The sequence below is a fragment of the Verrucomicrobiia bacterium genome, from assembly GCA_036405135.1.
Lineage (GTDB): Bacteria > Verrucomicrobiota > Verrucomicrobiia > Limisphaerales > JAEYXS01 > JAEYXS01.
Map to the genome: position 1 here is coordinate 50095 of DASWYF010000008.1, position 26887 is coordinate 76981.

The window sequence follows — 26887 nt, forward strand, 5'->3', positions numbered from 1 at the left end:
ATGTCTAGGTGGAAATCGAATTTCAATAATCTGCAAATATCGGAAAAAACGAACAACTGCCTAAATGCACTTAAAACACTATCTCTCGATGGTTCCGAGCAGGGCTCCATTCAGGAATATGAAAGATTATTAAAGGTCTTAAATGCGCTACAGAGCAGATTCTCGAAAATTGATGTGGAGCTGTATAGTCAACACCGCTGGAATCAAGTTTCAAACTGGCTTAACAACCTTCTAAATGGAATCCAACAATTTGCCGCACGTAAGCGAATTTCACACCTACATGAAGCTAATAGCGCAGCGGATGCGATACTGGATGAGTTGAAATCATTCGGCTCGGCTGAAACCGTTGAGGAATTTAAGTCAATCGCAGATGCCAACGCACAGTTTCAACAAAAAATTGTTGAAGAACTGGATCGCGTTAAAGGCAAATCCAACGACATTAAATCCCAGCTTGATTCTCTCTCTCGGGCTATCACGGATGGCAAAACGCGTTTAGACGAGCACACCAATACCATCCAACAACAGAAAGCTCGACTTGATCAATCTATTGCCGAGTTTCAAAGTCAGTTCTCGCAAGCCCAAGAAAAAAGAAATGTTGAGTTTGCCGCTGCCATTAAGCAAAAGCTGGAAGAGCACCTAAAACAGTTGCAGTCGTTTGAAGACACATTTGCGGCACGTTCTCAAAAGCACGCAGATGAATACACCAACTTCTTTTCTACAGCGAAGAGTGAAAATACGGCCCACTTAGAGTTCATTGCTTCGCGCAAAGAAGAAATCGACAAAATATTCGGAGCCATCGGTTCAACTTCATTTTCAGGAAACTTCAAAAACACTGCTGATATTGAAGGGAAAGCTGCCAATCTTTGGCGGTGGATTGCGATTGGCTTAATGACTGCCATGATCGCTGTAGCATGTATCGCGTTTTATTTTAGCATAAAAAATCCGACCGATATGACCGTGTTTCTTTTCCGGATGGGCACAGTAGTGATTTTAGCCATTCCCGCCGCCTATGCAGCAAATGAATCATCTAAACACAGGGAAAGGGAACGGCTCAACCGGAGATTCTTCCTAGAATTAGCTTCAATCGATGCCTACTTGGTTCTGCTGCCAGAGGAACAGCGCAATGCGATTAAAGGTAAACTCGCCGAGAGATTTTTTGGCGCTCCCGAATCTCCCGCTTCCACCGGCGATGTCACACAAAAAGATATGTTTGGTGTTCTCACCAATGTTTTGAACAATTTGACCAAAGCGAAGTAGATTTATGGCATTGCTTGCGGAGGAGATTGTTGAGGAATGGTTAAATCGAGCCGGATGGTTTACCATTCGCGGCATAAAGCTTGGCGTTGAAGAAATCGATATTCTTGCCCTAAAACCAAGCCCGGACAAGGGCATCCTTTGTCGGCACGTAGAAGTTCAAGCGTCATTCAATCCGGTTAGCTATCTGACAAAAATTCCCAAAGCTAAGAGAAAACTCGGCGAGTCCGCCAGCAACGCTAGACGCAGAACGGAATCAGAGTTACAGGAAAGCGTAGCCTCTTGGATTCATCAAAAATTCGATCACCCCCGGAAGGTTGCTCAACGAAAGGCTCTGCATAATGGGGAATGGAGCAGAGAATTGGTAGTTCACAACTTGCGGCACCCAGAAGAAAAAGAAGTTATTCGAAGTGCAGGTGTTGTTGTTCATGAACTTGCCACTCTCATCGAAAGTTTTCGACAAGGTAATCAGATCGTCCCCCGAGCTGCCGGGGCAGATTTCGTTGAGTTGGTAACCGGTTTCGATTTGAGTAAAGGAGATGCGACAATTGAAGAATGACGCCCTAGCCACCACCGCCCAATCCCTTGGCTCTCTACTCAAATCCTCGCGTGACATCATGCGGAAGGATAAGGGGCTGAATGGCGACTTGGATCGCTTGCCCCTGCTTACTTGGATCATGTTTTTGAAGTTCTTGGATGACTTGGAACTTCAACGGGAAGAGGAAACCAAGCTCGCTGGAAAAAAGTTCAAACCCGCCATTGAAGCACCTTATCGCTGGCGGGATTGGGCCGCCAAGACGGATGGCATTACCGGCGATGAATTGCTGGCGTTCATCAATAACGAGGACGCAGTTTTGCCCAATGGCAAACGTGGTCCGGGTTTGTTCCGCTATCTTCGCACGCTTACCAGTGAAAACGGCGACAATCGCCGCGACGTGATTGCCACGGTGTTTAAGGGCGTAGATAACCGCATGAAAAGCGGGTATCTGCTCCGCGATGTCGTCAACAAGCTGAATGGCATTCATTTCACATCCAGCGAGGAATTGCACACCCTCGGCACGCTCTATGAATCCATGCTTCGGGAAATGCGCGATGCTGCCGGGGATTCAGGCGAGTTCTACACCCCTCGCGCCGTCGTCCGCCTCATGGTGGAAGTAACGAATCCGCGCTTGGGTGAAACCGTGCTAGATCCCGCCAGCGGCACGGGCGGTTTCTTGGTGGAAGCCTACAACCACCTCGCCAAGCAGGTTAAGACCGTGGCAGATCGCCGTGTCTTGCAGGAAAAAAGTATCTTCGGTTGTGAGCCGAAATCACTCCCTTATCTGCTTTGCCAAATGAATCTGCTTTTGCACGGCTTGGACGCTCCGCAGATCGATCCCGGCAACGCCCTCCGTCACAAGCTGACGGACATCGGCGAACGTGAACGAGTGGACGTAATCCTTACCAACCCGCCTTTCGGTGGTGAGGAAGAGAAAGGCATTCAGGGCAATTTCCCCGAGGATAAGCAGACGGCGGAAACCGCTTTGCTCTTCCTGCAACTCATCATGCGTAAATTGAAGCGGCAAGGCGGCAAAGCCCGCGCTGCCGTGGTTGTTCCGAATGGCACCTTGTTTGGTGATGGCGTTTGCGCCCGGATCAAAGAAGAACTGCTCAAGGAATTCAACCTCCACACCATCGTCCGCCTTCCGAATGGCGTCTTTGCCCCGTACACTGGCATTCCTACGAACGTCTTGTTCTTCGACCGCTCCGGCACGACACAGGATGTCTGGTATTACGAGCAACCCTTGCCCGAAGGACGGAAGAACTACACCAAGACCGCCCCTATCCAATTTGAGGAATTCTCCCCGCTCGTTGCTTGGTGGAACAAACGCCAAGAGAACGAGAACGCTTGGAAGGTGAAAGCCGCCGACCTGCTCGCCGCCGGTTGCAACTTGGATCGTAAGAACCCCAGTGCCAAGGAAGACATCACCCACCTGCCCCCGGAACAACTCGCCGCCAGCATTCTCAAGAAAGAACAGCGAATTGCAGAAATTATGTTTAACCTTCAAAAAGCACTGGCCTCCTAAAGTGTTTGAATCATTTTCCAACCGAACCGATTGGCCAGTCAAACCGCTATCAGCGGCTATTCGCATTAACAAAGAATCGCGATTTCAAATAGATGATTTGGTAGAATATCGAATTCTTGGCGTCACGAATCGTGGCGGTGGTGTTGCTATAAAACGCACAGTTCGTGGCAGTGATTTGACAATGCGCGAGTATCAGCGCGCCTCAGTTAATCAGTTAATGTGGTGCAAAGTTGATACGAAAAACGGCGCGTTTGGCGTAACAACTGAAGATCATGCAGGTTGCCTTGCATCGCCTAATATGTGTTTGGCAGACATTGACACAAATATCATTGATCCGCGTCTTCTGCAAAAACTCTTTATGATGCCAACTGTGGTCGATGCCATCACAGCCGCAAGTCTAGGAACAACAAATCGCCAATATCTTAAACCTCAAGAAGTTCTCGACACGATTCGTTTGAGGCTGCCTTCTTTGATAGAGCAAAAGCGGTTGGTGGCACGTATAGAGGAACTAGCCGCCCAAATCCAAGAAGCCCGCACCCTCCGCCACCAAGCCACCCAAGAAGCCGAGGCTCTTTATTCCCAACAATTGAGTATCGTAATGATGCCGCACGACGAAGGCTGGAAAAGAGAAACAGTGGTTGATGTGATCGAATCGATGGATGCAGGGTGGAGCCCACAATGTGACGATCTACCAGCAAAGGAAGGTGAGTGGGGAGTCCTAAAAACAACTTCCGTTCAATGGTGCAATTTTCAGGCCGAACATAACAAAGCATTGCCTCAAAGCCTCCAACCTATCCCCCATTTGGCTGTGAAGAAAGGTGACATCCTTGTCACCCGAGCAGGCCCACGAAAACGTGTCGCTGTAGTTGCAGCAGTGCGCCGTGATGAACCATTCCTTACGATTTCGGATAAGCTGATTCGCTTGCGGGCAAATCTCCAAAAGATTGAACCGAGATTTCTGGAGCTGTCGCTAGCTTCGCCTTTCTCACAAGAACATCTCGTTCAACGAAAAACAGGTTTAGCAGATGCTCAGGTAAATATTTCTCAAACAATACTCAAAGCAACTCCCGTAGCGTATCCATCATTGATTGAACAATGCCGGATCGTAGCCGAGTTGGACAGGTTACAAGCAGAGGTAGAGCGCTTGAAAAGTCTGCAATCGGAAACCGCCAGAGAGCTAGACGCCTTGCTCCCCGCCATCCTAGACCGCGCCTTCAAAGGAGAACTATTAGAGAAGTCAAAACCTTCAGGCATGAGCACATTACCATTCCGGCACCCAACTACTACTTGACGCACATACCATGAGCAAAAAACGCGAGAGGAATCGCCTGAAAAAAGCGATTCGCACAGAACGCGCTAAGATCGCGGAGGATAAGAAAGGTATTCGCAATTCGCTCCTTAAAGTCGGCGCATTCATAATCGGCTTTATCGGAGTTTTATCGTCGTTAGTTACCTTTTTACCTCGTCTTTCGCTAAGCCAATTTCCCGAAGCAAATCCTGATAGTCCTCTCTCACTAAAATTTCAGATAGCAAATGAATCAATAGTTCCCCTGAGAAAAGTTGAATATAGATGTTGGATGCCCTTCGTTTTCTCGAGAAAACCTGACATAACAACTCCTCCCGTGGAAGCAGTAAACGATTCAATTGAAAGCCGGAGATTTTTTGACGTCGGCAATCTCAACCCCGACGAAAAAGTTACAATTTCTACCTTCGGTTTCACAAAGCTTGCGCCTAATGAGGATATTTCAGTTGTTCTAGAGTTCGAGATATCTTACCGACCTATTTTTATGCCTTGGCGTGTTCACAAACGAGTAAGGATGGTTTCGATTGTAGATCGAGAGGGAAATACAACTTGGGTCCAGCATCCACTTGGAGACCTTGACTATTTACAGCGAGGAAGACATAGAATTTATCAAATACCAATTCCCCTAAGCGCATTGGAAAAAAGCCGTTCTGCTGGCTCAAAAGAAGTAGTTTATTCCCTAGAGAGTGGTCGTATTGAACATAAAGAGACGAATCCAAAGAAAGGGTCAAATTGACATGATCATAGACCTTAATCTTTATGACCAAAGCAGAGTATGCCATTAAGCGAAAAATCCCGGCTCATACTTCAGGCCATTGCCAAAGGGCAGACGTATGAGCAAATTCTGGTTCAGGATTTGGCTTGGACCTACCATGACATATTCAAAGCAGCAGCCGAAGCACTGGAGAATCCACCAGACAGCGCTCCTAAAAAGGCCTATTCAGTAGAAGCAATGCGGCAGAAGCACGCGCTCGCGTATGAAAAATGGGATGCCACCCAAGATGAAAAACTCCGTCAACTAGTCGCACAGGGAGAGTCGGTGAATGAAATCGCCAGAATAATGCAACGTCAACCAAGTGCGATCCGCAGCCGTTTGAGTAAGTTTAACCTAAAGGCCCAAGCATAACTAAAGGTTTTATGGCCGTTCCAGAATTCAACGACATCAAAGCCCCGGCGATGCAGTTTTTTGCCGATGGCAAGCCGCACAAAATATCCGAGATTTATTTGGTGCTGGCAAAACACTTTTCTCTCACCGAAGCCGACCTAAGCGAAATGCTGCCAAGCGGCACTCAATCCCGTTGGCACAACCGCGCAAATTGGGCCTGCTATGATCTCTACCGCGCTGGCTTGCTGGATAAGCCTAAACGCGGGTTCTATGTCATCACTGAACTAGGCAAGAAAGTTGCAGAGGCTAAGCCGAAGGTTATTGACCGCGATTTCCTCTTAAAGTTTCCGAAGTTTTCAGAATGGCTGAATGCTTCCGAAAAGAGCGGTGAATCCGCAACCTTGGAAAAGGACATAGCACTCAAGAGCGAAGCCACACCCAATGAAGTCATCGATGCCGCCTTTAAAAGCCTGCAAGCCACATTAAATGCCGAATTAATGGAACTGGTTCGCAAGATGAACCCGTACAGATTCGAGCGGCTGGTTTTGGACCTCTTGCTGGCCATGGGTTACGGCGGCTCTCGGGAGGAAGCTGCAACCGTCACGCAGAAGTCTAACGACGAAGGAATTGACGGTTTGATAAATGAAGATCGCCTCGGCTTGGACCGAATCTACGTCCAAGCGAAGCGCTGGAAAGATTCGGTTGGCCGTCCCCATATCCAAAACTTTGTCGGGGCTCTTGCTGGACAACACGCGCAAAAAGGCATTTTCATCACCACCAGCGATTTCAGCACTACCGCGCGGGATTACGTCAAAAACCTGCCTCAACGGGTTATCCTCATAGACGGCCAACGTCTTGCCGAATTAATGATCGAGCACAACATCGGGGTTTCGCGGGCATACAGCTACGAAATCAAACGCGTGGACAGCGACTATTTTGAGGAGGAATGAGCATCTCTTTTGCTAAGGTAACAACCGCTGAAATTGGAGCAGCGATCATTGAAACCGTTGCATTAAGCCGCAAAAACGGCCTTTCTAACTTGTAACCCAAAGTTGTAACCCGGTGCCGAAATTTGGGGTTTTTCAGGATGACTCAGGATGAGTCGAACGCGAAAAAAGCCCAATGATTTTCCGGTTTGATGACAGCAGATAACTCGGGAAAACTCCTGAAAAATGGCTGGTTGGCGTTAGGAAACCGCTGCTCTATCCATTTGAGCTATGGAGACATAGCGACTTGGTCTGCAAAAACTGCGGTCTTCTGCTCTCAGGGTCAAGCCTGCGGAACACTCTGTCCTTTAATTCTTCTGATAGACACTGATTCGCCGGACCTATAATTTATCAGCAAATGGAGCGGAGATACCCTCTACGACTAAAATTATCACAGCGGCAATTTTGGGCTGGCCAGTTTTTGCTGCTGGCGCTGGCCTTCGTTCCCATAAGCCGATGGCACCTCATGGCTGCACCCTACGTCGCTCAAACTTGGGGGCGTCCCACGTTTGTTCCTGGCATGCTGATCACGCCCAAGGCGGTTGCTATTGATGCCAACGGAAATTTCTACGTCGCGGATACTGGCAACAATAGCATCCAAAAATTTTCTGCTTCCAAGGAATATCTCGCTCATTGGACTTACAAAGAAGGGTTCCAGTCCATGAAGCCGATCAGCATCGCCCTGGACAGCCAGGGCAACAGTTATGTTAGCGATGATCAATTCCGGAAAATTCACAAATTCAACTCCTCCGGGGAACACGTCCTCAGTTGGGGCAGCAACGGATCTGGTGATGGCCAGTTCAGCCTGCCCATCAGCATAGCCATAGGTGCTGATGACGCCATCTACGTGGCGGATCAAGGTCTGCGGCGTATTCAGAAATTCGATACCGCAGGAAACTTTCTGCTGAAATGGGGGGCGCAGGGGGTGGCAGACGGACAGTTCTCAGTCATTGCCGGACTCGGTGTGGATGCCGAGGGTACCTTGTATGTCACCGATGAGAGCCTTGCCCGGATCCAAAAATTCGACGCAAACGGGAATTACCTCGGCAAGTGGGGGGCTTCCGGCAGCGAGGACGGACAATTCAAAGCCCCCTCCGGTATCGCCATCAGAGGCAACGATGTTTTCGTGACGGAACGTGATAACCACCGGGTGCAGCGGTTCGATCGTAGTGGCAATTTCCTGGCTAAATGGGGCGGGCCTGGTTTCGCCACCGGACAGTTCAACTTTCCCGCCGGCATCGCGGTGAGTAGTGATGACCACGTCCATGTCATCGACAGCTTCAACCACCGGGTGCAGGAGTTCACTGATACAGGAGATCTGGTCCGAGTTTGGGGAGTCAAAGAATATGTCCCCTTGGCCAATGTGATGGCACCTGTGCTGGATGCAACGGGCCATGTCTGGGTTTGTGATGCCAATGTCTCCAGCCTTCTCAAGTTTGACCCTCAAGGGAACTTGGTTTTTCGCTTCGGAATGAAAGGTTCTGCGGAAGGGCAGTTGAACTCTCCCGGAGATGTTGCCGTGGACCGCCAAGGTAATCTCCTGGTGGCGGATACCAATAATGGTCGGATCCAAGAATTTAGCCCTAACGGCCAGTTTCTTCGAGCCTGGGGCGCGCGCGCGGCAACCGATGGGAAGTTTCAGCATCCAGGAGGTGTGGCAATCGATTTGGCCGGGAACATCTACGTAAGCGATCTCTCCACTCATCGGATCCAGAAATTCGACGAAGATCGGAATTTTACGGCAAAATGGGGCACGAGCGGAAACGGGCCGGGACAGTTCAATGAGCCTCTCAGAATGGCCACTGACGGGACCAATTTTTTGTATGTTGCCGACTCTCAAAACCATCGGATCCAGAAATTTGACCTCAATGGTAATTATGTGACGTCCTGGGGCGGCGAAGGAACAGATGATGGCCAATTCTACTATCCGCAAGATATCGCCCTGAATTCGCTCGGCCAAATCCTGGTGATTGACATCGATAAGATTCAATGTTTTGACGCTGAAGGAACTTTGCTCAACAGATGGTCCGGGAGAGGGTCAGGACTGGCCATCGACGAGAATGGTGATTTTATCATTCCGCGCAGCTACGCCATATATCGTTATTCTTTCCGCGGCCCTGGCTTTAGTATGCGAAGTGACGGAACAAATCTGATTCTTGGCTGGTCGATGGAGAATGTCGGGTTCGAGGTAGAAAGCACGGATTCTTTGGGTCCAAATGCTACCTGGGCACCCCTAGGGGGAACTCAGGGATATGTTTTAGGTGATCGCACCTTGACCATACCCGTGCCCGCTTCTTCTTCTCAGTTCTACCGCCTCCGGAAAATCACGCCCTGATCCCATGAGTCCATATTTTGTGAATATCTCTCCATTGCAGATGCCGTCGCGCGTGCGAAAATGCTTCTGTGTCGGTCACCTCACAGATCAGTGCGGATAAGCGGGTCGCTCGCGGAGCTTCCGGCAACCCGACAAATCGTTTCGAGCAGATCCATCTGGAGCGTGATGAGGAATGGAATCCAGAGGACGACAATCTGCTGCGCACGCAGTTCCTCGTTGATCATTCCAAGACGATCATTGCCTATAATGACAGCCCGGATATCGGGTTCAGTGCCAGTGTGAATCCCTATCGCGGCTGCGAGCATGGCTGCATTTATTGTTACGCACGGCCCACGCACGAATACCTCGGTTTCTCCTCAGGCCTCGATTTCGAGAGCAAGATCATGGTGAAGCTGAACGCGCCAGTCCTATTGCGCGAGGAACTTTCCAAGCCCAAATGGAAACCGCAATGCCTTGCTATCAGCGGTGTGACAGATTGCTACCAACCCGTCGAGCGCAAGCTCAAGATCACACGCGGCTGTCTCGAAGTCCTCGCGGAATGTCGCAATCCTGTAGGCATTGTCAGCAAGAACGCGCTCGTGGTGCGGGACATCGATGTGCTTCAAGAACTCGCCCGTCACCAGTGCGCCATGGTGTTCATCTCGCTCACCACTCTGGACACCGATCTTCGCCGCGTGATGGAGCCGCGCACCGCTTCACCGCGCGATCGTCTGGATACCATCTCCAAGCTCGCCACTGCCGGCATACCAGTCGGCGTCATGACCGCGCCCATCATCCCCGGCCTGAACGATCACGAGATTCCGCAACTCCTCAAAGCCGCTTCCGAAGCCGGTGCCAAGCACGCCGGTCACGTCGTTCTCCGCCTGCCCTATCAACAGAAAGAGCTTTTTGATGACTGGCTCACGCGCCATTTCCCCGATCGCAAAGAAAAAGTGCTCAACCGCATCCGTGCCATCCGCGGTGGCAAGCTGAACAGCTCAGAATGGGGCAAGCGCTTTTCCGGTGAAGGCATCTTCGCGGAACAGATCCACCAGATTTTCAAAGTCGCATGTCATAAATACGGTATGAACAAAGACGAATTGCACCTCAGCACAGAGCATTTCAGACGCCCTGCAGGGAAGCAGTTGGAGTTATTCTGAGGCCATTTAGCTCTCCTCTTACAAAACGCACTCTTCCCACCACTCACAAAGGGAGTAATCTCTCTCCAGTGAGCATGGTTGAGACACACCTTCCATCTCGTCATGGAGCGACAAAGCAAGTTTTCATCCGCTTTTCCGCTGAATGAAAATCCATTCATGAAAACACATTCTTTGGTTCGTTTAGCTACGCTGTTAACCACCGCCGTTGCTTCACTCCTCGCCACGTGCTCGTTGCTGGCACAGGCGGATAAATACAGACCCGGTGACAAGATCGAATACCTCGAATCACCGATCAAAGATCTGTGGGAACCCGGTGTTTACATGTATGCCACGCCCGATGGCAAACAACCGATCATCCGCAAGAAGCCGAACGAATTTTATCCAGACGGCTCACAAACCGCCTACAGTTGGGAACGTATCCGCCCGCTGGGAACCAAGCCTGCTGCCAAACCGACCGTTGAAGCCCCGGCAAAAACCACGCCAGCCCAGCCCCCCGCACCCGTCGCCACCAAACCGGCTGCACCGGCACCTACTGCGACACAAACTCTTCCTGCCACGGCTGGTGGATTGATGACACAAGAGGAAGTCTTGAACTTTCTTCAAACGCGTCTGGGAGACCAGCCTTTCGCTCATCCGCAGAGAGAGCAGATACGAAAAGAACTCGCCGAGATGATCAAGAAACGCGGCGTGAACTTCCGCTACCAGACCCTCTCAGACTTCAGCAACCAGCTCGGCAAATACGGTGCCAGCTCAGACATCATCTTCCCTCTGCAAGCGAACTATGGGCCTCCCACCAAGGAACCTTGGTATATCGGCAAATGGAGCCTGAGCAAGATCGGCGCGACCGTGGATTACAAGGGCAACGACGGTTACATCTACCGCCAGACCGAGATCGGCGTGAAAGATGTCGGCTCCATCATCATCACGGCGGATGGCAGATACACTTGGGATATCGATGTTCCCAAAGGTGTGGCTCAAGGCACTTGGCGCAAGGCCAAGCCGGAAGAGATGCCCTATCAGGGCGGCGACGCCATCGTCTTGCAAAAAGCCAAAGGCGGCGTGGATTGGATCGTCCACCAAGACCGCGTAACAGAATTGAAAGGCGATTGGGTGAACATCGCCCAGCTCGATTCACGGCAGATCCGCGAGGGCGGTTTTCGGGAAGTTAAGAAGTAACTGACGCCAGTGGCGGAGAGAGGGGGATTCGAACCCCCGGTAGTGTTACCTACGCACGCTTTCCAGGCGTGTGCCTTAAACCACTCAGCCATCTCTCCAACCAGCATTTAATGAATCTTTTGCAGGTTCCGACACTAATCCCGTGCACCTTTCGGTATCGGGTTTAGCCAGAGGAAGCAACCGCCGCCGTCAGAAGACGTAAATGCGAAGCTTACCGCAACGATCCATCTGCTGTCTTTCTTGCATGGATATGCCCCGAGGGCAAGCGGATTCGCAAAAGGAAGGAATGCACCCCAAATTACTCGTGGGTAGGCATGTCGCAGGCAATGTCAGACCGTTCGATGATCGCTTTTGCCTTTCTTTGATTGGAATGAAGTATGAGAAGGTCCAGCCTAGTAGGCCGTCTGTTCGTAAAAACTGATGCTCAGTTCAGAATCGCATTATAGCCTAAAAACAATACGCAGTGCTTGGACGCCAAGGAGGTGGGCCTGGGGGAGGCCGCTGAAGAAACGTTCCAAACACTGCGCTAATTGTCAGAGAACGCAACCAACGCTCTCCACTTAATTAGATAGCACCGGTTCCAGAATGTTCAAATCGGTGGGGTAAATTTTTATTGGTTTCGCAAACGTCTATTTATCAAGGGGTAACAAAATTTCACCGGATTTTCGTGGATGACTTTCGAGGTGAAAAGTAGGCTGCGCGCATGATTCCCATTGAAGAGGCATTGGCGCAAACGCTGGCGGACCGGAGCATTTCCGGAGCAGAGAAGCGGGCGCTGGGAGAAATCTTGCGCACGGCGAATCTCAATGAGCAGCAACGGGCGGTGGTGCGGCATCAGGCGTTTGAGCTGGCGCGAAAGGAACTGGCTGATCCTCGAGCAAAGGAGATCTGCAACTGGCTGGAGGAAGTGAACAAGTTGCTCCTTCCTCAGAATGAGCCGGTGCGCACGGTGACAAACGAAGTGTTTTTCAGTCCAGGAAATGATTGTGCGTATCGCATCATCGATCTGTTGTCAGCGACGGAGCGGACAGCGGATTTGTGTGTATTCACAATCGCGGATGACCGGATTTCTTCAGCGATTCTGAATGCGCATCGGCGGCGGTTGAAGGTGCGGATCGTCAGTGATAATGATAAATCGTATGACGCGGGTTCGGACATCGAGGAGTTTCGGCGCGCGGGGATTCCGGTGCATCTGGATTGCGGTCCGGATCATATGCATCACAAGTTCGCGGTGTTCGATAATCGCATTCTGCTCACGGGCAGCTTCAACTGGACGCGGAGTGCTTCAGCGGTGAATCAGGAGAATATCATCGTGAGCAATGACATGCGATTGGTGGAGCCGTTCATGAAGGAGTTTGAAGCGTTGTGGGGAAAGATGGTTTGTTAAGGTGCGAGAGGAGAAGTGTGAAGTAAGAAAGGGGACAGGTTGACATTCGGGCGGCAACCTCGGACCTTCTCTTTTGCTGTGAGTAGTAACGAAGCCAGAACGAAACATGTTGTGCTGTATGACGGCGAGTGTTCGCTGTGTACGTTTCAATCGCGCATGCTGACGTGGCTGGACTGGCTGGATAAGGTGCGGTTGGTGCCTATCAGCGATCCGCTGGCGAAGGAGGTCGCGCCGGGCATCACAGAGGACCAGCTTTCGGAGGCGATCCATTGTGTGACGCCAGAGGGGCGGATTTATCGGGGGGCACGTTGTATCCGGTTCGTGGGCATGAGGATGCCGCTTTTGGTGCTGCCGGTCTTGATCTTGTGGATTCCGGGAGTGATCTGGGTAGCTGAGAAGGTTTATCAGTGGATCAGCAGGAACCGGTATCTCTTTAGCAAGTGGTTCGGCTGCAAGGAGGCATGTGCGATTTTGCCTTCCCGAAGGCGGCAGGGGGATAAGGGAGCGGTGACGGTGGAGAAGGGGTAGGGAGGAAACTAATTTTAAAGACGGCAGGCACCCCTCACCCCGGCCCTCTCCCCTCTGAGGGGCGAGGGAGATGGAGCATTACTGAGTTTTCCACAGCCTGTTGCGACTCCGCTGGTTTATCTTATGAAGGAATGTAGTCGGAAAAATCGCAAATTAACCCTTGCCAATCGGGTTTTCCCTGTTAGTTTTTCGCCTCTTTAATTTTTGGTAATATGAAAGCAGACATTCATCCGAATTATCAGGATGCCGAGATCCGGTGCGCCTGTGGTAACGTGATCCATACGCGTTCGACGAAGAAGACGGTCTTGATCGGTATTTGCAACGACTGCCATCCGTTCTACACGGGCCAGCAGAAGTTCGTGGACACCGCCGGTCGCGTGGACAAGTTCCAGCAGCGCTTGGCGAAGACCCAGGCCGCGCAGGACGCCCTCGCTGCCACGGGCAAGAAAAAGAAGAAGTAGCGTTTTCCAGCACACCGCCCGCATGGTTCACAAGACCGTGCGGGCGGCGTCTTTTTTCCGAGGCCGTGCGAACGGCCCTCTCCCATTTTTTATCACCGACTGAACGACCTACATGGATCTGCGTCCACATATCGAAAAATTCACCCGGCGTTTCGCCGAGGTGGAATCGTTGCTGAGCAGTCCCGACGCCTTCAATAATCCGCAGAAGGCACAGGAGCTAACGAAGGAATATGCGCGTCTGAAAGACTTGGTCGCAGCGGGCAAAGCATTGCTGAAGGCCGAGGCCGATCTGGCGGATAACAAGGAAATATACGCTGCTGAGTTACCGGATTCCGAGATGGCGCAGATGGCGAAGGAAGAGATCGCGCGGCTGGAAGAAGAGGTGAAGAAGCTCTCGCTGACGGTGCAGTACGGCATCATCCCGCCCAGTCCGGTGGATTCGCGTAATACGATTTTTGAGATCCGCGCCGGTGCAGGTGGTGCGGAGTCGGCGCTCTTTGCAGCAGACCTTTACCGCATGTATACGCGGTATGCGGAGGATCAGGGATGGAAGATGGAGCCGCTGGATTCGAGCTACTCGGATTTGGGTGGCTTGAAGGAAATCATCTTCAGCATCACGGGGAATGACGTTTACAAGCGCTTGAAGCATGAGTCAGGCGTGCATCGCGTGCAGCGTGTGCCCGCGACAGAAGCACAGGGGCGCATCCATACGAGCACGTGTACGGTGGCCGTGATGCCGGAGGCGGAAGAGGTGGACGTGGAGATCAAGCCGGAGGATCTGGAGATCAACGTGTGCCGTGCCTCAGGCAAGGGCGGTCAGGGCGTGAACACGACGGACTCGGCGGTGCAGATCATCTACAAGCCCACGGGCATGATCGTGCGTTGCGCGGATGAGCGCTCCCAGCAGAAGAACAAGCTGAAGGCGATGACGGTGCTGCGCTCACGTTTGCTGGATATCAAGGTGGCGGAGGAAGCGGCGAAGTATGCGGCGTTCCGTAAGGACCAAGTGGGTACCGGCGAACGCAATGAGCGCATCCGCACGTATAACTTCCCGCAGAATCGCGTGACGGATCATCGCATCGAGGTGACGCTGTATAGTCTGACGCAGTTCTTGGATGGGGATATCGATGGACTGGTGCAGCCGCTGCTGACGAATGAGCTGAACGAGAAGCTGGCGCAGTTGAAGCTCTAAGGTCGATGCTCGACGGGCCAGTAGAAGAAAATATCGAGGACGACGAGAACGATTACGAGATAGCATTATGGAAATTCGTGGGTTGATCTTTGATTGTGATGGGACGTTGGCGGATACGATGCCGTTGCATTGGCGCGCGTGGAATACGGTCGCGCAGCAGTATGGGTTGCATTTTCCGGAGGAGCGGTTTTATGCGCTGGGTGGTGTGCCTTCGCGGGATATATTTAAGATGCTGGGTGAGGAGCAAGGCGTGAAGCTGGACCCGTTGCAGGCCTCGCATGATAAGGAGAATGCGTATTTGCCTTTGTTGCCGCAGGTGATTGCGATTCCAGCGGTGCTGGCGATCGCGGAGCAGAATTTCGGTAAGCTGCCCATGGCGGTGGCCTCAGGCGGGACGAAGCCGATCATCACGCAGGTGCTGGAGCATCTGCGCATCGCGCATATGTTCGATGCAGTGGTGACGAGCGAGGATGTGAAGAATCAAAAGCCCGCGCCGGATATTTTCCTGGAGGCAGCGCGGCGCTTAGGGGTGGAGCCACAGTATTGTCAGGGTTTTGAGGATGCGGAGCTGGGTTTGCAGGCGATCCAAGCGGCGGGGATGCACGTGGTGGATGTGCGACCGATGTATCGGAGGTAGGGGAGCGCCACCTTTTATTTCGACGCGATGAGGATGGTCGCGAATTAGTCGACCGTAGTCTCCCGGTTGCATTTCACAGAGAGTGTTTTGCACTTGGGGCAGGGCAGTGTTTTATCCATGGCTTTGAAGGGTTTGTTGAAGGTGGAGCTGCCACAGTGGGTGCAGGATTTTGATTTGAACCAAGATTTCAATTTTTCTGGATTCTGGGCCGCAAGCTTCAATTCCTTGTGATTGATTTCGAGTTCGGATAATTCACCGCAGGTCAGGCATATCACGCTGCTGACATAGACAAGCCGGTTTTCTGATTCCGCTTTTTCCCAAGTGTAACCGTGTTCAGCTAAAGTGCAGCTTGCGAATAAACCGCTTAGTTGCACGACCTTTTCATCGAGAACCAGTTTATCAAATCCATCTGGGATGTAATCGTATTGCTTGCCATCAAATGTACGGATGGCTGACCAATCGCAGCTTGTACATTTGATTCGATACAGGTCCATGGCTTCAATCGAGGCCTACTTTTTTCCGCCAGACTTCGCCGGAGCGCTTTGTCTTGCGGGTTTCTTCCACACGTAGCGGAACATCAGGGTGCGTAGCGCTGCTGTAAGCGGAATCGCGAGGACGCCGCCGAGGATGCCGCCGATGAGCGTGGTGCCGACCATGACGGAGATGATGATGGTCAACGGGTGAAGGCCCACGCGGTCGCCGATGATCTTGGGGGAGATGACGAGGCCCTCCATCATCTGAACGAGGATGAAGATGCCGACGACGGCCAAGGGATGCCAGAGATCGCCGAATTGGATGGCGGCAAGTGCGAGTGCCGGGATGATGCTAAGCATGACGCCGAGATAGGGGACGATGCTGAGGACGCCGGCGACGACGCCGAGCAAGATGGCGTAGTTCAGGCCGATACCGAGAAACCCGAGCGTGAGCATGCCGCCGACGCACATGGCCACGAGGACTTGGCCGCGGAAGAAGACGATGAGGCAGTTGTTGATCTCGTTGATTACGAAAACGACTTCGTCCTTCAACTTGGATTCTTGTAGAGGCAGGTAGTTGCTCCACTTGCCAGTGATGCCTTGCTTTTCGGAGAGGAAATAAAAGACGTAAACGGGCACGAGGGCGAAGCCAGCGAGGAGTCCGCCCCAAGAGGCGACTTTACTCAGTTTTTCAACGACCCAGGCGGAGACGACGGGCAGTGCGGTGGTGGCCCAGTTTTGGGCGTCGGCACCAATGCCCTCATCCCAGGCTTGTTTGGCTTGCTGACCTAGGCGGGAGGATTCGAGCCAGACACCGAGTTTGTCTTTCAGCTTTGCCGCGTAATCGGGAATGAGATCGATGAGCTGGCTGGTTTCCACGAGAAGTTGCGGGATGACGGTCGCGAGCATCATGAGGAAGAGCATGACCGCTACAAAGAAGACGAGGAGAATGCCGCGGGTGCGGGGGACTTTCTTACGCTCCAACCAATCCACCACGGGATCGAGCAAGTAGGCGAGGATGGCGGCGAATGCGAGAGGAAGCAGGACGGAGGAAAGGGCGTTGATGAGCCAGCCGAGGCCCCAGATGACGACGCCGAACACGGCGATGGTGACGCCGACGGCGAGCGTGGTCAGGGAAAACCAGAGGACGCGCGCCTGTGTTTCGCTGGGTGCCGGAAAGCTCATGCCTATGTATGTATGAATAGCTGAGCAGGTGATGGTGTCACCAGTTCAATTTTATGTCTTTTTATCAATCAACAACAATTGGAGGATGACATGGTCTGGGGAAACGGGAGATTACAAAGAATCGGATAATTGAGAGTCGGGCCATTGTAGCGATCTGGAGGTGCTTCTTGGTGTCCACCGTGCTGTTCATAATGCACTGGCCAATGTTATGTTTCCTTCAATATCTTCCGTGAATCGTGTGTTTGAGAAGTTGAACTGCCAGATCCGTGGTTACGCCCAAGTCCAGATGATATTGCTCATTGCCATCTTCGTTTCCGCGCTTACCGCCGCGCTCTTCTTCAAAGACTTCTTTGATGACCATAGTGATTTCACTGGCTGCCTCTTTGAAAACTCCCGGGATAAATGCGACAACCTCACGGCGTACCTGAATGACCCGGAAGGGGCTGATGACAATGGCGTGTCACGCCTCAAACTCATCGCCTACCTCGCCGTCGTCATTGGGAGTGGCGTCCTGGTTTACCTTATCTTCACCAATCACTTCGGTTCCGACTTCTGATGGAACCCGGGTTGTTCCGAATGGCAGCAATACCCGAAGGGAAGGCAGTCTCTGACATTCTAATAATTACTGCATCCGTATCTCCAACAGGGAGGAGGGGGGCTCCCGTCCCACTCCTAGCCGTCCTCAAACTTACTGGAATCATCTTTCCGTCACGATCTGCGGCCGCGTACTCTCCACGATTGAAAGCAGTTCCTTCTGCTCTTTGTTAGGTATCTTTAGGCGGTCCAGCGACGCCTTCAAATCTCCCAAGGCAGCATCGAATTCCGGGTTGCCGATCCGCATGTTCGCATGCGTCTCCTTCATGTCCTTGCCGTCGTACTTCGCCGGACCACCGGTCGCCAGCACCAGGAATTGAACAAGATGCTTCTTCAACCGCGCCACGCTCCTCTCATCCGCCGTCCACGGCTCCGGCCCATCCTTGCGGATGAATGCGACGCCTTTCCCCTTCACATCTGAGCGGTCCCAGTTTACCCGCGGATCTTGCAGTACTCGTGGCGTGAAATCATCGATGATCGCTTTGATCCCCTCCTCGCCGCCCAAGCGGTCGAACAATGCCAGCTTGCCTTCCACCTGCGCAGCCGTGACTCCATTCGTGGTCCCACCCTCAGCTACCTCCGCCTTCTTCACACCTTTCTCTCCACTGCCTTCACCGGTCCCGGCCAGTTGCTGTTCCTTCGCCATGCGCTGGCTCGCGCGCTGATCGGCATCGCGGCTGCCGGAAGTGAAGAAATCATCATTTTTCTTCGCGCTCTTTGAAGTCCCGCAGCCCACGAGGCCGGTCAAGGCCACGCTCAAAACACACAACACGAGCGGACGCCATGTCACGCTTCCGATAATTTTACTCTTCGTTTTCATGGTATTACTGAAGTGTTTCGTATTGCTCACTTGGTTCGCTGTCTCCCGCAGAAATCGGATCCGTAAATTCCGGCGGTTCAAAATTCAGATTTCCCACCGCCTGTTGCCCGCCCTCCAATCGCGGCAGATATGCCCGGATAAACGCATTGCGAAGGATGTTTCCCAACGTGGCAAAAATGTCTGCTGACGTCGCACCCGTCGCATCACCAGAGAAGGGGATGAGCGTGCCGAACTGGTCTCGCGGATGGTTCTTGAAAACAAATGTCACGCCACCCACCAGCGCCTGCCAGAAGAAGTGCAGCACATTCCCTTCCTCGATATCTTCCGTGATGCTGAACACCTTCAGGTTACGGAATAGCGGCTTGGCATAACCTGTGATCAACCCCTCCTGCACATCCGTCTCCAGTACCAGATCGAAGTACCCCCGCTTGAAATCAAATTTCCCATACGCCAACGCCAGATCATTGATCCGCGTCACATCCAAGCCCAATAATTGCAAAGCCATATGAAACGTGGGCCGATACGAAAACGGATCCAGCGTCATCTTGTATTCAAACTTCGCGTGATCCATCACCAGACCCTTCGCCTCCACCGTGGAAACCAGCGGCGTCGTCTCATCCCGGATGTTGCCCAAATTATCGATCTTTCCCTGCACCTTGGAGATATAAACATCCACCACGCGTGCCAGTTGATACGCCCGAAAATGGATCGAGCCATTTTCGATCACTGCGCTGTTGATCTTGAAAGGGAACAAATCCTTGATCATGTCCAGCCACGGAGTACCGGCACCTGATTGCGTATCATCCTCATCAGGCGCATCCACGAAGTTCAACTCCGGCTCCAGCATGTGCACGCGCCCCACGATCCTGCGATTCCACAAAGCCTGCCATTCGATCGCAAAATCCACGCGTTTGCCCGCAAAGAAGGGGACCGGTACATTTCCCGCCGTCTTGTTGATCTTCACATTCTCGATCGAATAAGCCCCGCGCCACAGGTGAATGCTCACATCCCCGATCGTCCCGTCATACATCGGATTTCTGTCCAATGTCCGGTTCACATAATCCCGAACCATCACCGGCAGAAATGCCCTCCCGATCGCCAATATCACCACCAACCCGGCAACGAATATCCAGAACCGCCTCCAGCCCCGATGCTCTTTGCGCTTTTTCTCGATCATCGCAGGTCGATGGCTTGGATGCTCCGTGAGGCTCGTGCTATGTGGCGTCTCTTTCATCCCAGAAGTGTGGTGTCCAGTTGTCTCTGGATACAAAAACTGCGGTCGGAGAACGCATCCCCGACCGCAGATGAATTCACTTTTGCTTAGCGGCTGACATGCTCACGGCTCTTGGATTTGTCATCCTTAGGCGTGGAGGCCTCACCCGTTGTGCAGATGTCCTGTGCGCCAGCGCGTTCGAAGATCTCCTTCGCGCGCTTGATCTCATCCGAGTTCTCGGTATGCACCGAGATCAAGATGTTACCCGCACGGACCTTGCCCTCATAGCGCTTGGCTTCCAGTTCCGGAATACCAAGGCCGATGAGGCCGCCCGTGATGCCGCCAGCAGCAGCACCCACAGCTGCACCGCTCAAAGCTGCCATGATCGGACCGGCTGCGATGAATGGGCCGACACCCGGGATAGCAAGGGCGCCGATGCCAGCGACCCAACCCAAGGCACCACCCAGCACACCACCCGTGGCCGCACCTGTCACTGCGCCTTCGGGGGCCTTGGTGTTCTTCTCATGGGCGAAATCACGGCTCGTCTCCTTGTCGGGGAAGAGCACGGAGATGTCGTTGTTCGAGAAGTTCGCCATCTTCAGGTTGTCCACGATCAGGTCCGCCTGGTTCAAGGACGTTGCGATACCGAATACAGATTTTTTAGACATAATATTTCCCTTTTGTTCGTTGTGTTGTTCTGTTTGTTGATTGTTACTTCTGCGGCGGACGTCCGTCCTGGCTGCGACCGGTCGGCACGAGTTTCACCTCGATCTGGTTGTCCACATTCTCAGCACGGGCCACGCGGTTTGCGATGTCACCCACGATGCGTTTTTCTGCATCGGTTTCCACCGGGCCGCGCAGCGTGACCTTGCCGTTATTGCTGATCACCTTCACGTTTTGCGCGCTCAGCGAGATGTTCTTGTTCCCCACGAGCTCCTTGCGGATGCGTGCCGTGGTATCGATATCCGCCTTGGAGGTGCCTTGTTCGATCGGCGTCAAGGTGCGGCCATCACGGTCGCGTTCATTGCGGGCCGTATTGTCTGCATCTACAATTCCGCGTTCGGTCCGGTCCATTTTGCGCTCAACTGCCTGTTCCGTGCGCTCAACCGTCCGGTCAATGGCGCGTTCAGTGCGTTGCGCTGTGCGATCAATCGCGCGTTCTGTGCGGCTGCTCCAACTGTTGTCAGAGAAATAAGGTTCCACGTTGAACGGACGATATACCGTCTCCACGTACGTCCTGTCGCCGAAGTCAGGCCATTGGTTGGACTTGAAGTGCGGCGCACGCGCCAGCACCTCCTTTGTTGCGTCCAGTTGCAGCGCCTTCTTCTCCGCATTGAAGCTCAACACCGAGGAGGGGACTGCGGTCAGTTCGTCCCCGAGTCCGATGAAGCCTCCGGAGGAGATCGCCACAGCAACGATGCGGCCCGAGTGGATGTCCACCAGCAGGTTATCCACATCACCCAGTTTCTCATCCTGCAAGTTCTTCACCGGCATACCGATGACCTTGCTGGCGCGATGCGTATTCACCAGACGTGCGTTAGGGATCGTGTTGTTGGATGTCTTGAGATCACCTTCGATGCGTTCCTTGTCCCACGTGCCGTCTGGCAGACGCTTGATCACCGTGTTAGGCGAATCATTGCGCGCAATCTTGTTGTCTTCGAGGTAATCGAGCGAGGATTCCTTGCCGTAGTGGCGATATACAGTATGCAGCCGGTCTGCCGTGTAGGCTTCATCCCACTTCGACATATCAAACTTCGGAGCGGATTTAAGCTGCTCCTTCGTCGCATCAAGAATCAAGGTCTTGTCAGCGGTATTTTGACGGAAGGCGCTGGGCGGCACGGCCGTCAACGTATCGCCGATACCGGCGAAACCGCCTGTGGAAACGATCACTTGCAGCACCCGGCCGGATTCCACATCCACACCGAGTTCCTCAACTTTGCCGATCTTCTCGTCTTGTAGATTCTTCACCGTCATGCCCACCAGGTCAGATGCCTTGGCTGCTCCCGTCAGTTGAGCCGCACGCTTTTCCGCCTTGTCGGCCTTGATGGTGACTTCGGATGTCGATGTCGAACGATCCGTTTGTCGCTCTTTATTTTGCTGGGCCTGAGCAGAAATGGCGATGACCGTTGCGGCCGAGGCACAGAGTATTGTTTGTAGGTTGCGTTTCATATTGGTAGATGTTCAGAAGAGTGTTTCTTTCGCTCTTCCGTTTTTGTTTGTCTCCTCAACCTAGGCCCGGTCAGACACTGTCTCCATAGGGTACACTCCCCTGAAATTAAATGTGGAAAACCCCAATAAATACCGTGCAAAACACAAGCCTAACTCGTTGAGGAAGAAAGACCTCCTGCCTGCTGAAGAATTGCAACCGCAAGATTACGATTGCTTACGCGGGTCCGTGATCGCCATCGTCTTCGTGCTGGAAAAGCCGTTGAATCGTGAAAAGTTAAAAACGTTGCAACATCATCCTGTTTAATGTTTTTGATCTTTCAACGATTCAACGGGCCCAAGGTCAGCCACCCATCCAGATCCACATCCTGCGTTTTGTTCGCAAACCGCAATGGAAACCCGCTCGGTAATGGATTCACCACCCGCATCATCAAACGCGCATCACGCAACCGCCTTGGGAATTCCTTCAATGTCGCCGTATAAGTTATCGCCTCCTGTCCGGGGATGATTCTGCGGATATCCCAATCTACCGGCCAAGTCTGTTGCAATTTGTGGTCATGCCACAATCCGATCTCCACCTGCCATGGATAATAGAATGGGGCCACTGCAGTGTTCGTGACTGTCAGACTCAGGTGGACGATTTGCTCACGCTGCCGCCATTCCCAGTCGGCATGCGGAATATAAAACTCATACCCCATCTTGGGAGCCACTGTTTCCAAATCTACCAGCAGTCCACTTGGAAGCTCGCGTTTGTTATGCCGATAGCGTAACCAAGAGATGTGACCCTGCTCGATCAATTCAGAAAGGCGGGTGGGAGTGATGCTGCTGGCTGTCAGGCTTGGTAGTTTTTCTGGCATGTCGAATTCAGGATGCAATCGTGCACCCATCGGCTCCGTCTGCCAGCGCATTAGGGCCACTGGTCCCGCATTGGTTTGTTTCTGGTAGAGAGTGTCCGGCCTTTTCCAGAATGCGAACCAATCATCGTGGTAACCCGTGGGAAAGTCCTCGATCTCCTTGTCCGGCCAGCGGGTCAGCAGCTTGGTGTTTTTGAAATGCTCTTTGTAAGCCTGCATCATCGCCCGCTTCATCTCTGGAGGTACGGTGGTTTCCGGTGAACGCCTGCTATTGATGTCATGCCATTCGCCCCACGCTCCCAAAAGTCCCACCTCTATGAATGCGACTCGCGGATCGCCGTCATACTTTTTACCGAAAGCCCGGATAAAGTTCATGATCGCCATCCGGGTGAATACGTTGGTGTAGACTGGGAGGACCGTGCCGAGGCGCTGGCCGTAGAACCGGTTGGCCTGACTCACCGTGACCGTTGCTCCTGGTAATTCCGTCAGATAGAGAGGTGCTTCTGTGAACACTGGGCCGCTGCTGTCTCCGTAGAGATCCATCACTGGGCGGAGCACTAGCATCTTGCCCACAGCGGCTGCCCGGTTGAGCCTTCCTTCCAAAAAAGACCAATCGAACTCATCGGGCCCTTTCATCACCATCCGCAATGTCACATAGTTCCACCCGATTGTGCCCGGAGCGTTCAGAGGTTGCTCCAATCCCTTCAAAGGAGCCGGTTTGGTCTGTTGCTGGTAGTCCAGATGTACGGCAGCTTCCGCTGCTGCACATCTCATCACAAGCAGACAAATGCAAAAGAACACCACTGAATGAAGGTGATTCATTTGTTTTGAGGGATTTCTTTGTCTCGTGTGTGAAATCAGCAGATGATGAATGCGTTGAACCGGCCAGGTTGAGTGTGGTTCAGTGTTTCAACTTTCCCAGCGTCAACCATCCGTTCAGATCTGCATCTTGCATCTTGTTTGCAAAACGAAGCGGAAATCCAGTCTTCAAAGGATTCATGACGCGCAACAGAAGGCGGGTATTCTCCCTTTCTTCTGGAAAATCAGGCAGAACGGTCCTGAACGTGACCGCGTCTTTTCCAGGGATGACTTGACTGATGTCCCATGTCACCGGCCAGCGGTTTTGTATCTGATCGTTTTTCCAAAGAGCCGCTTCAAACTTCCACGGATAATAGAATGGAGCCACCCCCGTGTTCGTGATGGTCACGCTGAGTTCGAGCGTATGCTGCGATAGATTCTTTTTCCAATCTGCATGGGAGACGTACAGTTCGTAACCCATCTTGGGCGCGAGTGTTTCGAGATTCGTCAGCAGTTCTGCCGGCAGATACTTTTTATCCTTGGAGTAGCGCAGCCACGAGATGTGGTCGCGTTGTATAAACTTCAGAAACGCTTCGGAAGTGGCGGCGGATGGTGGCGTTTCAAATTCACTTGGGAAGGTGAAGTGCGGATGCAGACGCGCTCCTATGGGTTGGGTCTGCCAGATTTGCAAAGCAGCAGGACCTGCCTTGGTCTGGTTGCGAAACAAATTGTCAGGGATTCTCCAATCCGCGAACCAGTCATCATGATACCCTGTTTGATAGACAAGGTGTTGCTGCTTGGGCCAGCGAGTCATCAGCTTGGTCTTCTTAATGTTCTCGGTATAAGCCTTGAGCACCTCTCCTTCGAGGTCTTCAGGTACATCGGTCAGCGGGAAGTATGGATTTCTTGCGAAATATAGCTCTCCCCAAGCTCCCAGCAGTCCCGTCTCGATGAAGCCGATGCGCGGATCGCCATCATACTTGGCTCCGAAGGCCCATATGAAATTGAATATCGCCGTGCGTGTGGCGTCATTTGTATAGACCGGCACGGTGATACCTGTGCCATAGAGACGATGGTTGTTGTTGGTATGCTTGAATGTCGCGCCCGGTATGTTCGTCAGATAGAAGGGAAGTGCTGGGTAAAGCGATGGCCAGTCTATGATGGGCCGTAGAATCAGGTGCTTGCCCGCACTTGCAGATTTATCGAGTTGCTTCTCCAAGCTCGTCCAGTCGAACTCAAACGGCCCCTTCATCACCGAGCTCAACCGCAGATACGACCAATCGATGGTGTCATTTCCTGCGAGGCTGGATTCGAGTCCTTTGAGCGGAGCGGGTTTCGTTTGCGGCGCATACTCCAGCTCGATGGCTGATGCGTGTGCGGTCATGAAAACGACCATTAGAAGAATGCCAAGGACCACCGCTAAACGACAGCGGTGGTCCAACGCCAACTCCACCTCCCGGGCAGTTTCGGACATGCGAGAACTGACGCGAGATCTTTAAGAAATATTCAAAACGCTGAGAACATTCGTAATCTTGCACGCGCTTAGGCTTGGTAAGGGTGGGTGTGCTCGCGACGTCTCTCGAAGTTCCACGCTGTTCCCAACTCTGGTTTTTACAGCAGCATGTGCAATTGATCACGGCAACTCCAACTCATCAAATATGCATTCCTGAATGCCGTTTCTTTCCGGTGATAATTGTGCGTTTTGTCTCTGGTCACTCCCATCCATGTTGGTTCCGTGTTTCATCAGTGGCAGGAAATTTTCCCCACTGAAAACTGAACACTTGAAACTTCATTCCGTAATTTGCTCCGCCAACTCCTCCGCCGGATACGTCCATATCTCCGCCAGCGTCGGATGATAGTGTGGCATTGCTGCCAGTTCATGCACCGTCATCCGCTTCGCCATCGCTGTGACGATCTGATGGATGAGTTCGCCGCCGACAGGTCCCGCACAACATCCACCGATGATCTCGCCCGTTTTCGGATCAGCTAGCAGCTTCACGAAGCCATGCACCGCTTCCATGATCATCGATTTGCCGTGATCGTTGAATGGATAGCTCGCGGCGAGGTAGGGGATGTTCTTTTCCTTCGCTGCTTTTTCGGTGAGTCCCACGCTCGCCACTTGCGGGTCAGTGAAGATCACATTGATGAGCAACCGGTAATCCATCTCCTTCGGCTTTTCCGGCGTGACGATATTGTGCACCGCGATCTCGCCTTGTTGAATCGCGATGTGAACAATCTCATGCGGTCCGCAGCAATCACCCGCGGCGAAGATGTGCGCCGCACTTGTGCGTTGCTGTGAATCCGTGAGGATCCGTCCTTTCTCCGTATTCACTCCCGCTTTCTCCAATGCCAGCTTGGCCGTGTTTGGCACGCGACCCAGTGCGTGAAAAATCTCCTGCGCCTGCAAGCGCACTGTCTTGCCTGCCTGCTCGAACTCAATGCCCTTTTGCCCGTTCTCGATAAATGCTTTCTTCAGCTTCGTGTCTGTATAAACGGTCATGCCTTCTTTGACGAACACGTCCTCGATCACCTTGGCCGCATCCACATCACAGCTTCTCACGAAATGAGAACCCCGCTGGATGATCGTCACCTTCACATCGAAGCGCGCGAGAAACTGCGCCAGCTCCACCGCGATCGCACCACCACCTAACACGATGACCGATTTCGGCAATTCCTTGAGTGCGAGAATGTCATCGCTCGTGAGACAGCCGATCTCTTTCATTTCCGGCAAGGGCGGGGGAGCGATCACTGAACCGGTGGAGATGATGAAGTTTTTTGCCGTGAGCTTTTGCCCATCCGAAAGCTCCACCGTATGCGGATCGGTAAATTTCGCAAACGCGCGGAACAATTGGAAGCGGCCTGCATTCAACTGCTTCACGCGATAGTCCGCGAAATCCTTGATCATCGCCGCCTTGCGCGCCATCACCGCCGTGAAATCAAAGCTCACCTCGGGAATGCGCAAGCCCCATGTGCTGCCATGATCCGCGAGATGCTTCACCTCCGCTGCATAAAGCAAAGCCTTCGATGGCATGCACCCGCGCAGGATGCAGAGTCCGCCCAATTCCTCCGCACCATCAATCACTGCCGTCTTCAACCCTTTGCCCGCAGCCGTGCGCGCCGCCGCATACCCACCACTGCCACCGCCGATGACGATGACGTCAAAATTGTGCTCGTTCATGTGTTTAAGAATGATGCCCGCGAACATAATTCAAAAG

26 protein-coding genes and 1 tRNA gene are annotated in these 26887 nt (G+C 52.7%); 17 read left to right on the forward strand and 10 right to left on the reverse strand.

Annotation, left to right across the window (positions count from 1 at the left end; translation table 11 throughout):
• The 10 genes from VGH19_03085 (at nt 1) to VGH19_03130 (ending at nt 11364) form a co-directional block, all read left to right on the forward strand.
• The gene (locus VGH19_03085) at nt 1-1257 is read left to right on the forward strand and encodes a hypothetical protein (GenBank protein HEY1170332.1); all 1257 of its coding nucleotides are present in this window, start codon (nt 1-3) and stop codon (nt 1255-1257) included.
• Between the two features lie 4 nt (nt 1258-1261).
• Complete coding sequence (locus VGH19_03090) at nt 1262-1813, forward strand: hypothetical protein (protein HEY1170333.1); 552 nt, start codon at nt 1262-1264, stop codon at nt 1811-1813.
• Nucleotides 1794-3320, forward strand: coding sequence for a class I SAM-dependent DNA methyltransferase (locus VGH19_03095; GenBank protein ID HEY1170334.1), 1527 nt, complete (start codon nt 1794-1796; stop codon nt 3318-3320). The genes VGH19_03090 and VGH19_03095 overlap by 20 nt, the downstream gene beginning before the upstream one ends.
• Complete coding sequence (locus VGH19_03100; GenBank protein ID HEY1170335.1) at nt 3277-4611, forward strand: hypothetical protein; 1335 nt, start codon at nt 3277-3279, stop codon at nt 4609-4611. The genes VGH19_03095 and VGH19_03100 overlap by 44 nt, the downstream gene beginning before the upstream one ends.
• Before the next feature lie 10 nt (nt 4612-4621).
• Nucleotides 4622-5359, forward strand: coding sequence for a hypothetical protein (locus VGH19_03105; protein ID HEY1170336.1), 738 nt, complete (start codon nt 4622-4624; stop codon nt 5357-5359).
• A gap of 39 nt (nt 5360-5398) precedes the next feature.
• Nucleotides 5399-5749, forward strand: a complete 351-nt coding sequence (locus tag VGH19_03110) for a hypothetical protein (GenBank protein ID HEY1170337.1) — start codon at nt 5399-5401, stop codon at nt 5747-5749.
• Between the two features lie 11 nt (nt 5750-5760).
• Nucleotides 5761-6678 carry a restriction endonuclease gene (locus VGH19_03115; GenBank protein HEY1170338.1) on the forward strand — a complete coding sequence of 306 codons (918 nt, stop codon included), beginning with the start codon at nt 5761-5763 and terminating at the stop codon, nt 6676-6678.
• A 502-nt stretch (nt 6679-7180) separates the two neighbouring features.
• Nucleotides 7181-9049: a hypothetical protein gene (locus VGH19_03120; GenBank protein HEY1170339.1), complete on the forward strand. Its 1869-nt coding sequence runs from the start codon at nt 7181-7183 to the stop codon at nt 9047-9049.
• A 68-nt stretch (nt 9050-9117) separates the two neighbouring features.
• Nucleotides 9118-10188: a PA0069 family radical SAM protein gene (locus VGH19_03125; protein HEY1170340.1), complete on the forward strand. Its 1071-nt coding sequence runs from the start codon at nt 9118-9120 to the stop codon at nt 10186-10188.
• A gap of 156 nt (nt 10189-10344) precedes the next feature.
• Nucleotides 10345-11364, forward strand: a complete 1020-nt coding sequence (locus VGH19_03130) for a hypothetical protein (GenBank protein ID HEY1170341.1) — start codon at nt 10345-10347, stop codon at nt 11362-11364.
• 10 nt (nt 11365-11374) lie between these two features.
• Here the strand turns inward: VGH19_03130 and VGH19_03135 are convergent.
• Nucleotides 11375-11462 (reverse strand) — tRNA-Ser (locus tag VGH19_03135).
• Between the two features lie 605 nt (nt 11463-12067).
• On the opposite strand from VGH19_03135, the gene VGH19_03140 reads away from it, so the two are divergent.
• From VGH19_03140 to VGH19_03160, 5 genes are all read left to right on the forward strand, one after another.
• Nucleotides 12068-12751, forward strand: a complete 684-nt coding sequence (locus VGH19_03140) for a phospholipase D-like domain-containing protein (protein ID HEY1170342.1) — start codon at nt 12068-12070, stop codon at nt 12749-12751.
• 111 nt (nt 12752-12862) lie between these two features.
• Nucleotides 12863-13279: a DUF393 domain-containing protein gene (locus VGH19_03145; protein HEY1170343.1), complete on the forward strand. Its 417-nt coding sequence runs from the start codon at nt 12863-12865 to the stop codon at nt 13277-13279.
• 212 nt (nt 13280-13491) lie between these two features.
• Nucleotides 13492-13740 carry a 50S ribosomal protein L31 gene (gene rpmE, locus VGH19_03150; protein HEY1170344.1) on the forward strand — a complete coding sequence of 83 codons (249 nt, stop codon included), beginning with the start codon at nt 13492-13494 and terminating at the stop codon, nt 13738-13740.
• Between the two features lie 112 nt (nt 13741-13852).
• Complete coding sequence (prfA, locus tag VGH19_03155) at nt 13853-14932, forward strand: peptide chain release factor 1 (protein ID HEY1170345.1); 1080 nt, start codon at nt 13853-13855, stop codon at nt 14930-14932.
• Nucleotides 14933-14999: 67 nt separating this feature from the next.
• The gene (locus tag VGH19_03160) at nt 15000-15569 is read left to right on the forward strand and encodes an HAD family phosphatase (GenBank protein ID HEY1170346.1); all 570 of its coding nucleotides are present in this window, start codon (nt 15000-15002) and stop codon (nt 15567-15569) included.
• A 44-nt stretch (nt 15570-15613) separates the two neighbouring features.
• Here the strand turns inward: VGH19_03160 and VGH19_03165 are convergent, their stop codons facing one another.
• Nucleotides 15614-16063, reverse strand: a complete 450-nt coding sequence (locus VGH19_03165) for a hypothetical protein (protein ID HEY1170347.1) — start codon at nt 16061-16063, stop codon at nt 15614-15616.
• A 15-nt stretch (nt 16064-16078) separates the two neighbouring features.
• Entirely contained in the window at nt 16079-17227 is a 1149-nt protein-coding gene (locus tag VGH19_03170) for an AI-2E family transporter (GenBank protein ID HEY1170348.1), read from the reverse strand.
• 238 nt (nt 17228-17465) lie between these two features.
• Between VGH19_03170 and VGH19_03175 the strand changes: the two genes are divergently transcribed.
• Complete coding sequence (locus VGH19_03175; GenBank protein HEY1170349.1) at nt 17466-17783, forward strand: hypothetical protein; 318 nt, start codon at nt 17466-17468, stop codon at nt 17781-17783.
• 141 nt (nt 17784-17924) lie between these two features.
• Here VGH19_03175 and VGH19_03180 read toward each other — a convergent pair whose 3' ends face one another.
• The 4 genes from VGH19_03180 to VGH19_03195 all read right to left on the reverse strand — a co-directional run bounded on the left by VGH19_03180 (nt 17925) and on the right by VGH19_03195 (nt 22023).
• A complete protein-coding gene (locus VGH19_03180) occupies nt 17925-18641 on the reverse strand; it encodes a group 1 truncated hemoglobin (GenBank protein ID HEY1170350.1) in 717 nt (238 codons plus the stop codon).
• Nucleotides 18642-18645: 4 nt separating this feature from the next.
• A complete protein-coding gene (locus VGH19_03185; protein ID HEY1170351.1) occupies nt 18646-19818 on the reverse strand; it encodes a DUF748 domain-containing protein in 1173 nt (390 codons plus the stop codon).
• A gap of 143 nt (nt 19819-19961) precedes the next feature.
• Entirely contained in the window at nt 19962-20522 is a 561-nt protein-coding gene (locus VGH19_03190; protein ID HEY1170352.1) for a DUF3341 domain-containing protein, read from the reverse strand.
• 43 nt (nt 20523-20565) lie between these two features.
• Nucleotides 20566-22023: a PRC-barrel domain-containing protein gene (locus tag VGH19_03195; protein ID HEY1170353.1), complete on the reverse strand. Its 1458-nt coding sequence runs from the start codon at nt 22021-22023 to the stop codon at nt 20566-20568.
• A gap of 112 nt (nt 22024-22135) precedes the next feature.
• On the opposite strand from VGH19_03195, the gene VGH19_03200 reads away from it, so the two are divergent.
• A complete protein-coding gene (locus VGH19_03200) occupies nt 22136-22327 on the forward strand; it encodes a hypothetical protein (GenBank protein HEY1170354.1) in 192 nt (63 codons plus the stop codon).
• A 13-nt stretch (nt 22328-22340) separates the two neighbouring features.
• Here VGH19_03200 and VGH19_03205 read toward each other — a convergent pair whose 3' ends face one another.
• The 3 genes from VGH19_03205 to VGH19_03215 all read right to left on the reverse strand — a co-directional run bounded on the left by VGH19_03205 (nt 22341) and on the right by VGH19_03215 (nt 26850).
• A complete protein-coding gene (locus tag VGH19_03205; protein ID HEY1170355.1) occupies nt 22341-23648 on the reverse strand; it encodes a DUF4832 domain-containing protein in 1308 nt (435 codons plus the stop codon).
• Between the two features lie 127 nt (nt 23649-23775).
• Nucleotides 23776-25146 carry a DUF4832 domain-containing protein gene (locus tag VGH19_03210; protein HEY1170356.1) on the reverse strand — a complete coding sequence of 457 codons (1371 nt, stop codon included), beginning with the start codon at nt 25144-25146 and terminating at the stop codon, nt 23776-23778.
• Nucleotides 25147-25461: 315 nt separating this feature from the next.
• The gene (locus VGH19_03215; protein ID HEY1170357.1) at nt 25462-26850 is read right to left on the reverse strand and encodes an NAD(P)/FAD-dependent oxidoreductase; all 1389 of its coding nucleotides are present in this window, start codon (nt 26848-26850) and stop codon (nt 25462-25464) included.
• Nucleotides 26851-26887 lie beyond the last annotated feature (37 nt).

Coding starts and splice junctions, on each gene's coding strand:
- VGH19_03160 (HEY1170346.1), top strand. CDS start 15,000: ATGGAAATTCGTGGGTTGATCTTTGATTGTGATGGGACGTTGGCGGAT.
- VGH19_03130 (HEY1170341.1), top strand. CDS start 10,345: ATGAAAACACATTCTTTGGTTCGTTTAGCTACGCTGTTAACCACCGCC.
- VGH19_03115 (HEY1170338.1), top strand. CDS start 5,761: ATGGCCGTTCCAGAATTCAACGACATCAAAGCCCCGGCGATGCAGTTT.
- VGH19_03185 (HEY1170351.1), bottom strand. CDS start 19,818: ATGATCGAGAAAAAGCGCAAAGAGCATCGGGGCTGGAGGCGGTTCTGG.
- VGH19_03165 (HEY1170347.1), bottom strand. CDS start 16,063: ATGGACCTGTATCGAATCAAATGTACAAGCTGCGATTGGTCAGCCATC.
- VGH19_03180 (HEY1170350.1), bottom strand. CDS start 18,641: ATGAAAACGAAGAGTAAAATTATCGGAAGCGTGACATGGCGTCCGCTC.
- VGH19_03190 (HEY1170352.1), bottom strand. CDS start 20,522: ATGTCTAAAAAATCTGTATTCGGTATCGCAACGTCCTTGAACCAGGCG.
- VGH19_03195 (HEY1170353.1), bottom strand. CDS start 22,023: ATGAAACGCAACCTACAAACAATACTCTGTGCCTCGGCCGCAACGGTC.
- VGH19_03110 (HEY1170337.1), top strand. CDS start 5,399: ATGCCATTAAGCGAAAAATCCCGGCTCATACTTCAGGCCATTGCCAAA.
- rpmE (HEY1170344.1), top strand. CDS start 13,492: ATGAAAGCAGACATTCATCCGAATTATCAGGATGCCGAGATCCGGTGC.
- VGH19_03105 (HEY1170336.1), top strand. CDS start 4,622: ATGAGCAAAAAACGCGAGAGGAATCGCCTGAAAAAAGCGATTCGCACA.
- VGH19_03085 (HEY1170332.1), top strand. CDS start 1: ATGTCTAGGTGGAAATCGAATTTCAATAATCTGCAAATATCGGAAAAA.
- prfA (HEY1170345.1), top strand. CDS start 13,853: ATGGATCTGCGTCCACATATCGAAAAATTCACCCGGCGTTTCGCCGAG.
- VGH19_03090 (HEY1170333.1), top strand. CDS start 1,262: ATGGCATTGCTTGCGGAGGAGATTGTTGAGGAATGGTTAAATCGAGCC.
- VGH19_03210 (HEY1170356.1), bottom strand. CDS start 25,146: ATGTCCGAAACTGCCCGGGAGGTGGAGTTGGCGTTGGACCACCGCTGT.
- VGH19_03205 (HEY1170355.1), bottom strand. CDS start 23,648: ATGAGATGTGCAGCAGCGGAAGCTGCCGTACATCTGGACTACCAGCAA.
- VGH19_03140 (HEY1170342.1), top strand. CDS start 12,068: ATGATTCCCATTGAAGAGGCATTGGCGCAAACGCTGGCGGACCGGAGC.
- VGH19_03170 (HEY1170348.1), bottom strand. CDS start 17,227: ATGAGCTTTCCGGCACCCAGCGAAACACAGGCGCGCGTCCTCTGGTTT.
- VGH19_03120 (HEY1170339.1), top strand. CDS start 7,181: ATGGCTGCACCCTACGTCGCTCAAACTTGGGGGCGTCCCACGTTTGTT.
- VGH19_03095 (HEY1170334.1), top strand. CDS start 1,794: ATGCGACAATTGAAGAATGACGCCCTAGCCACCACCGCCCAATCCCTT.
- VGH19_03215 (HEY1170357.1), bottom strand. CDS start 26,850: ATGAACGAGCACAATTTTGACGTCATCGTCATCGGCGGTGGCAGTGGT.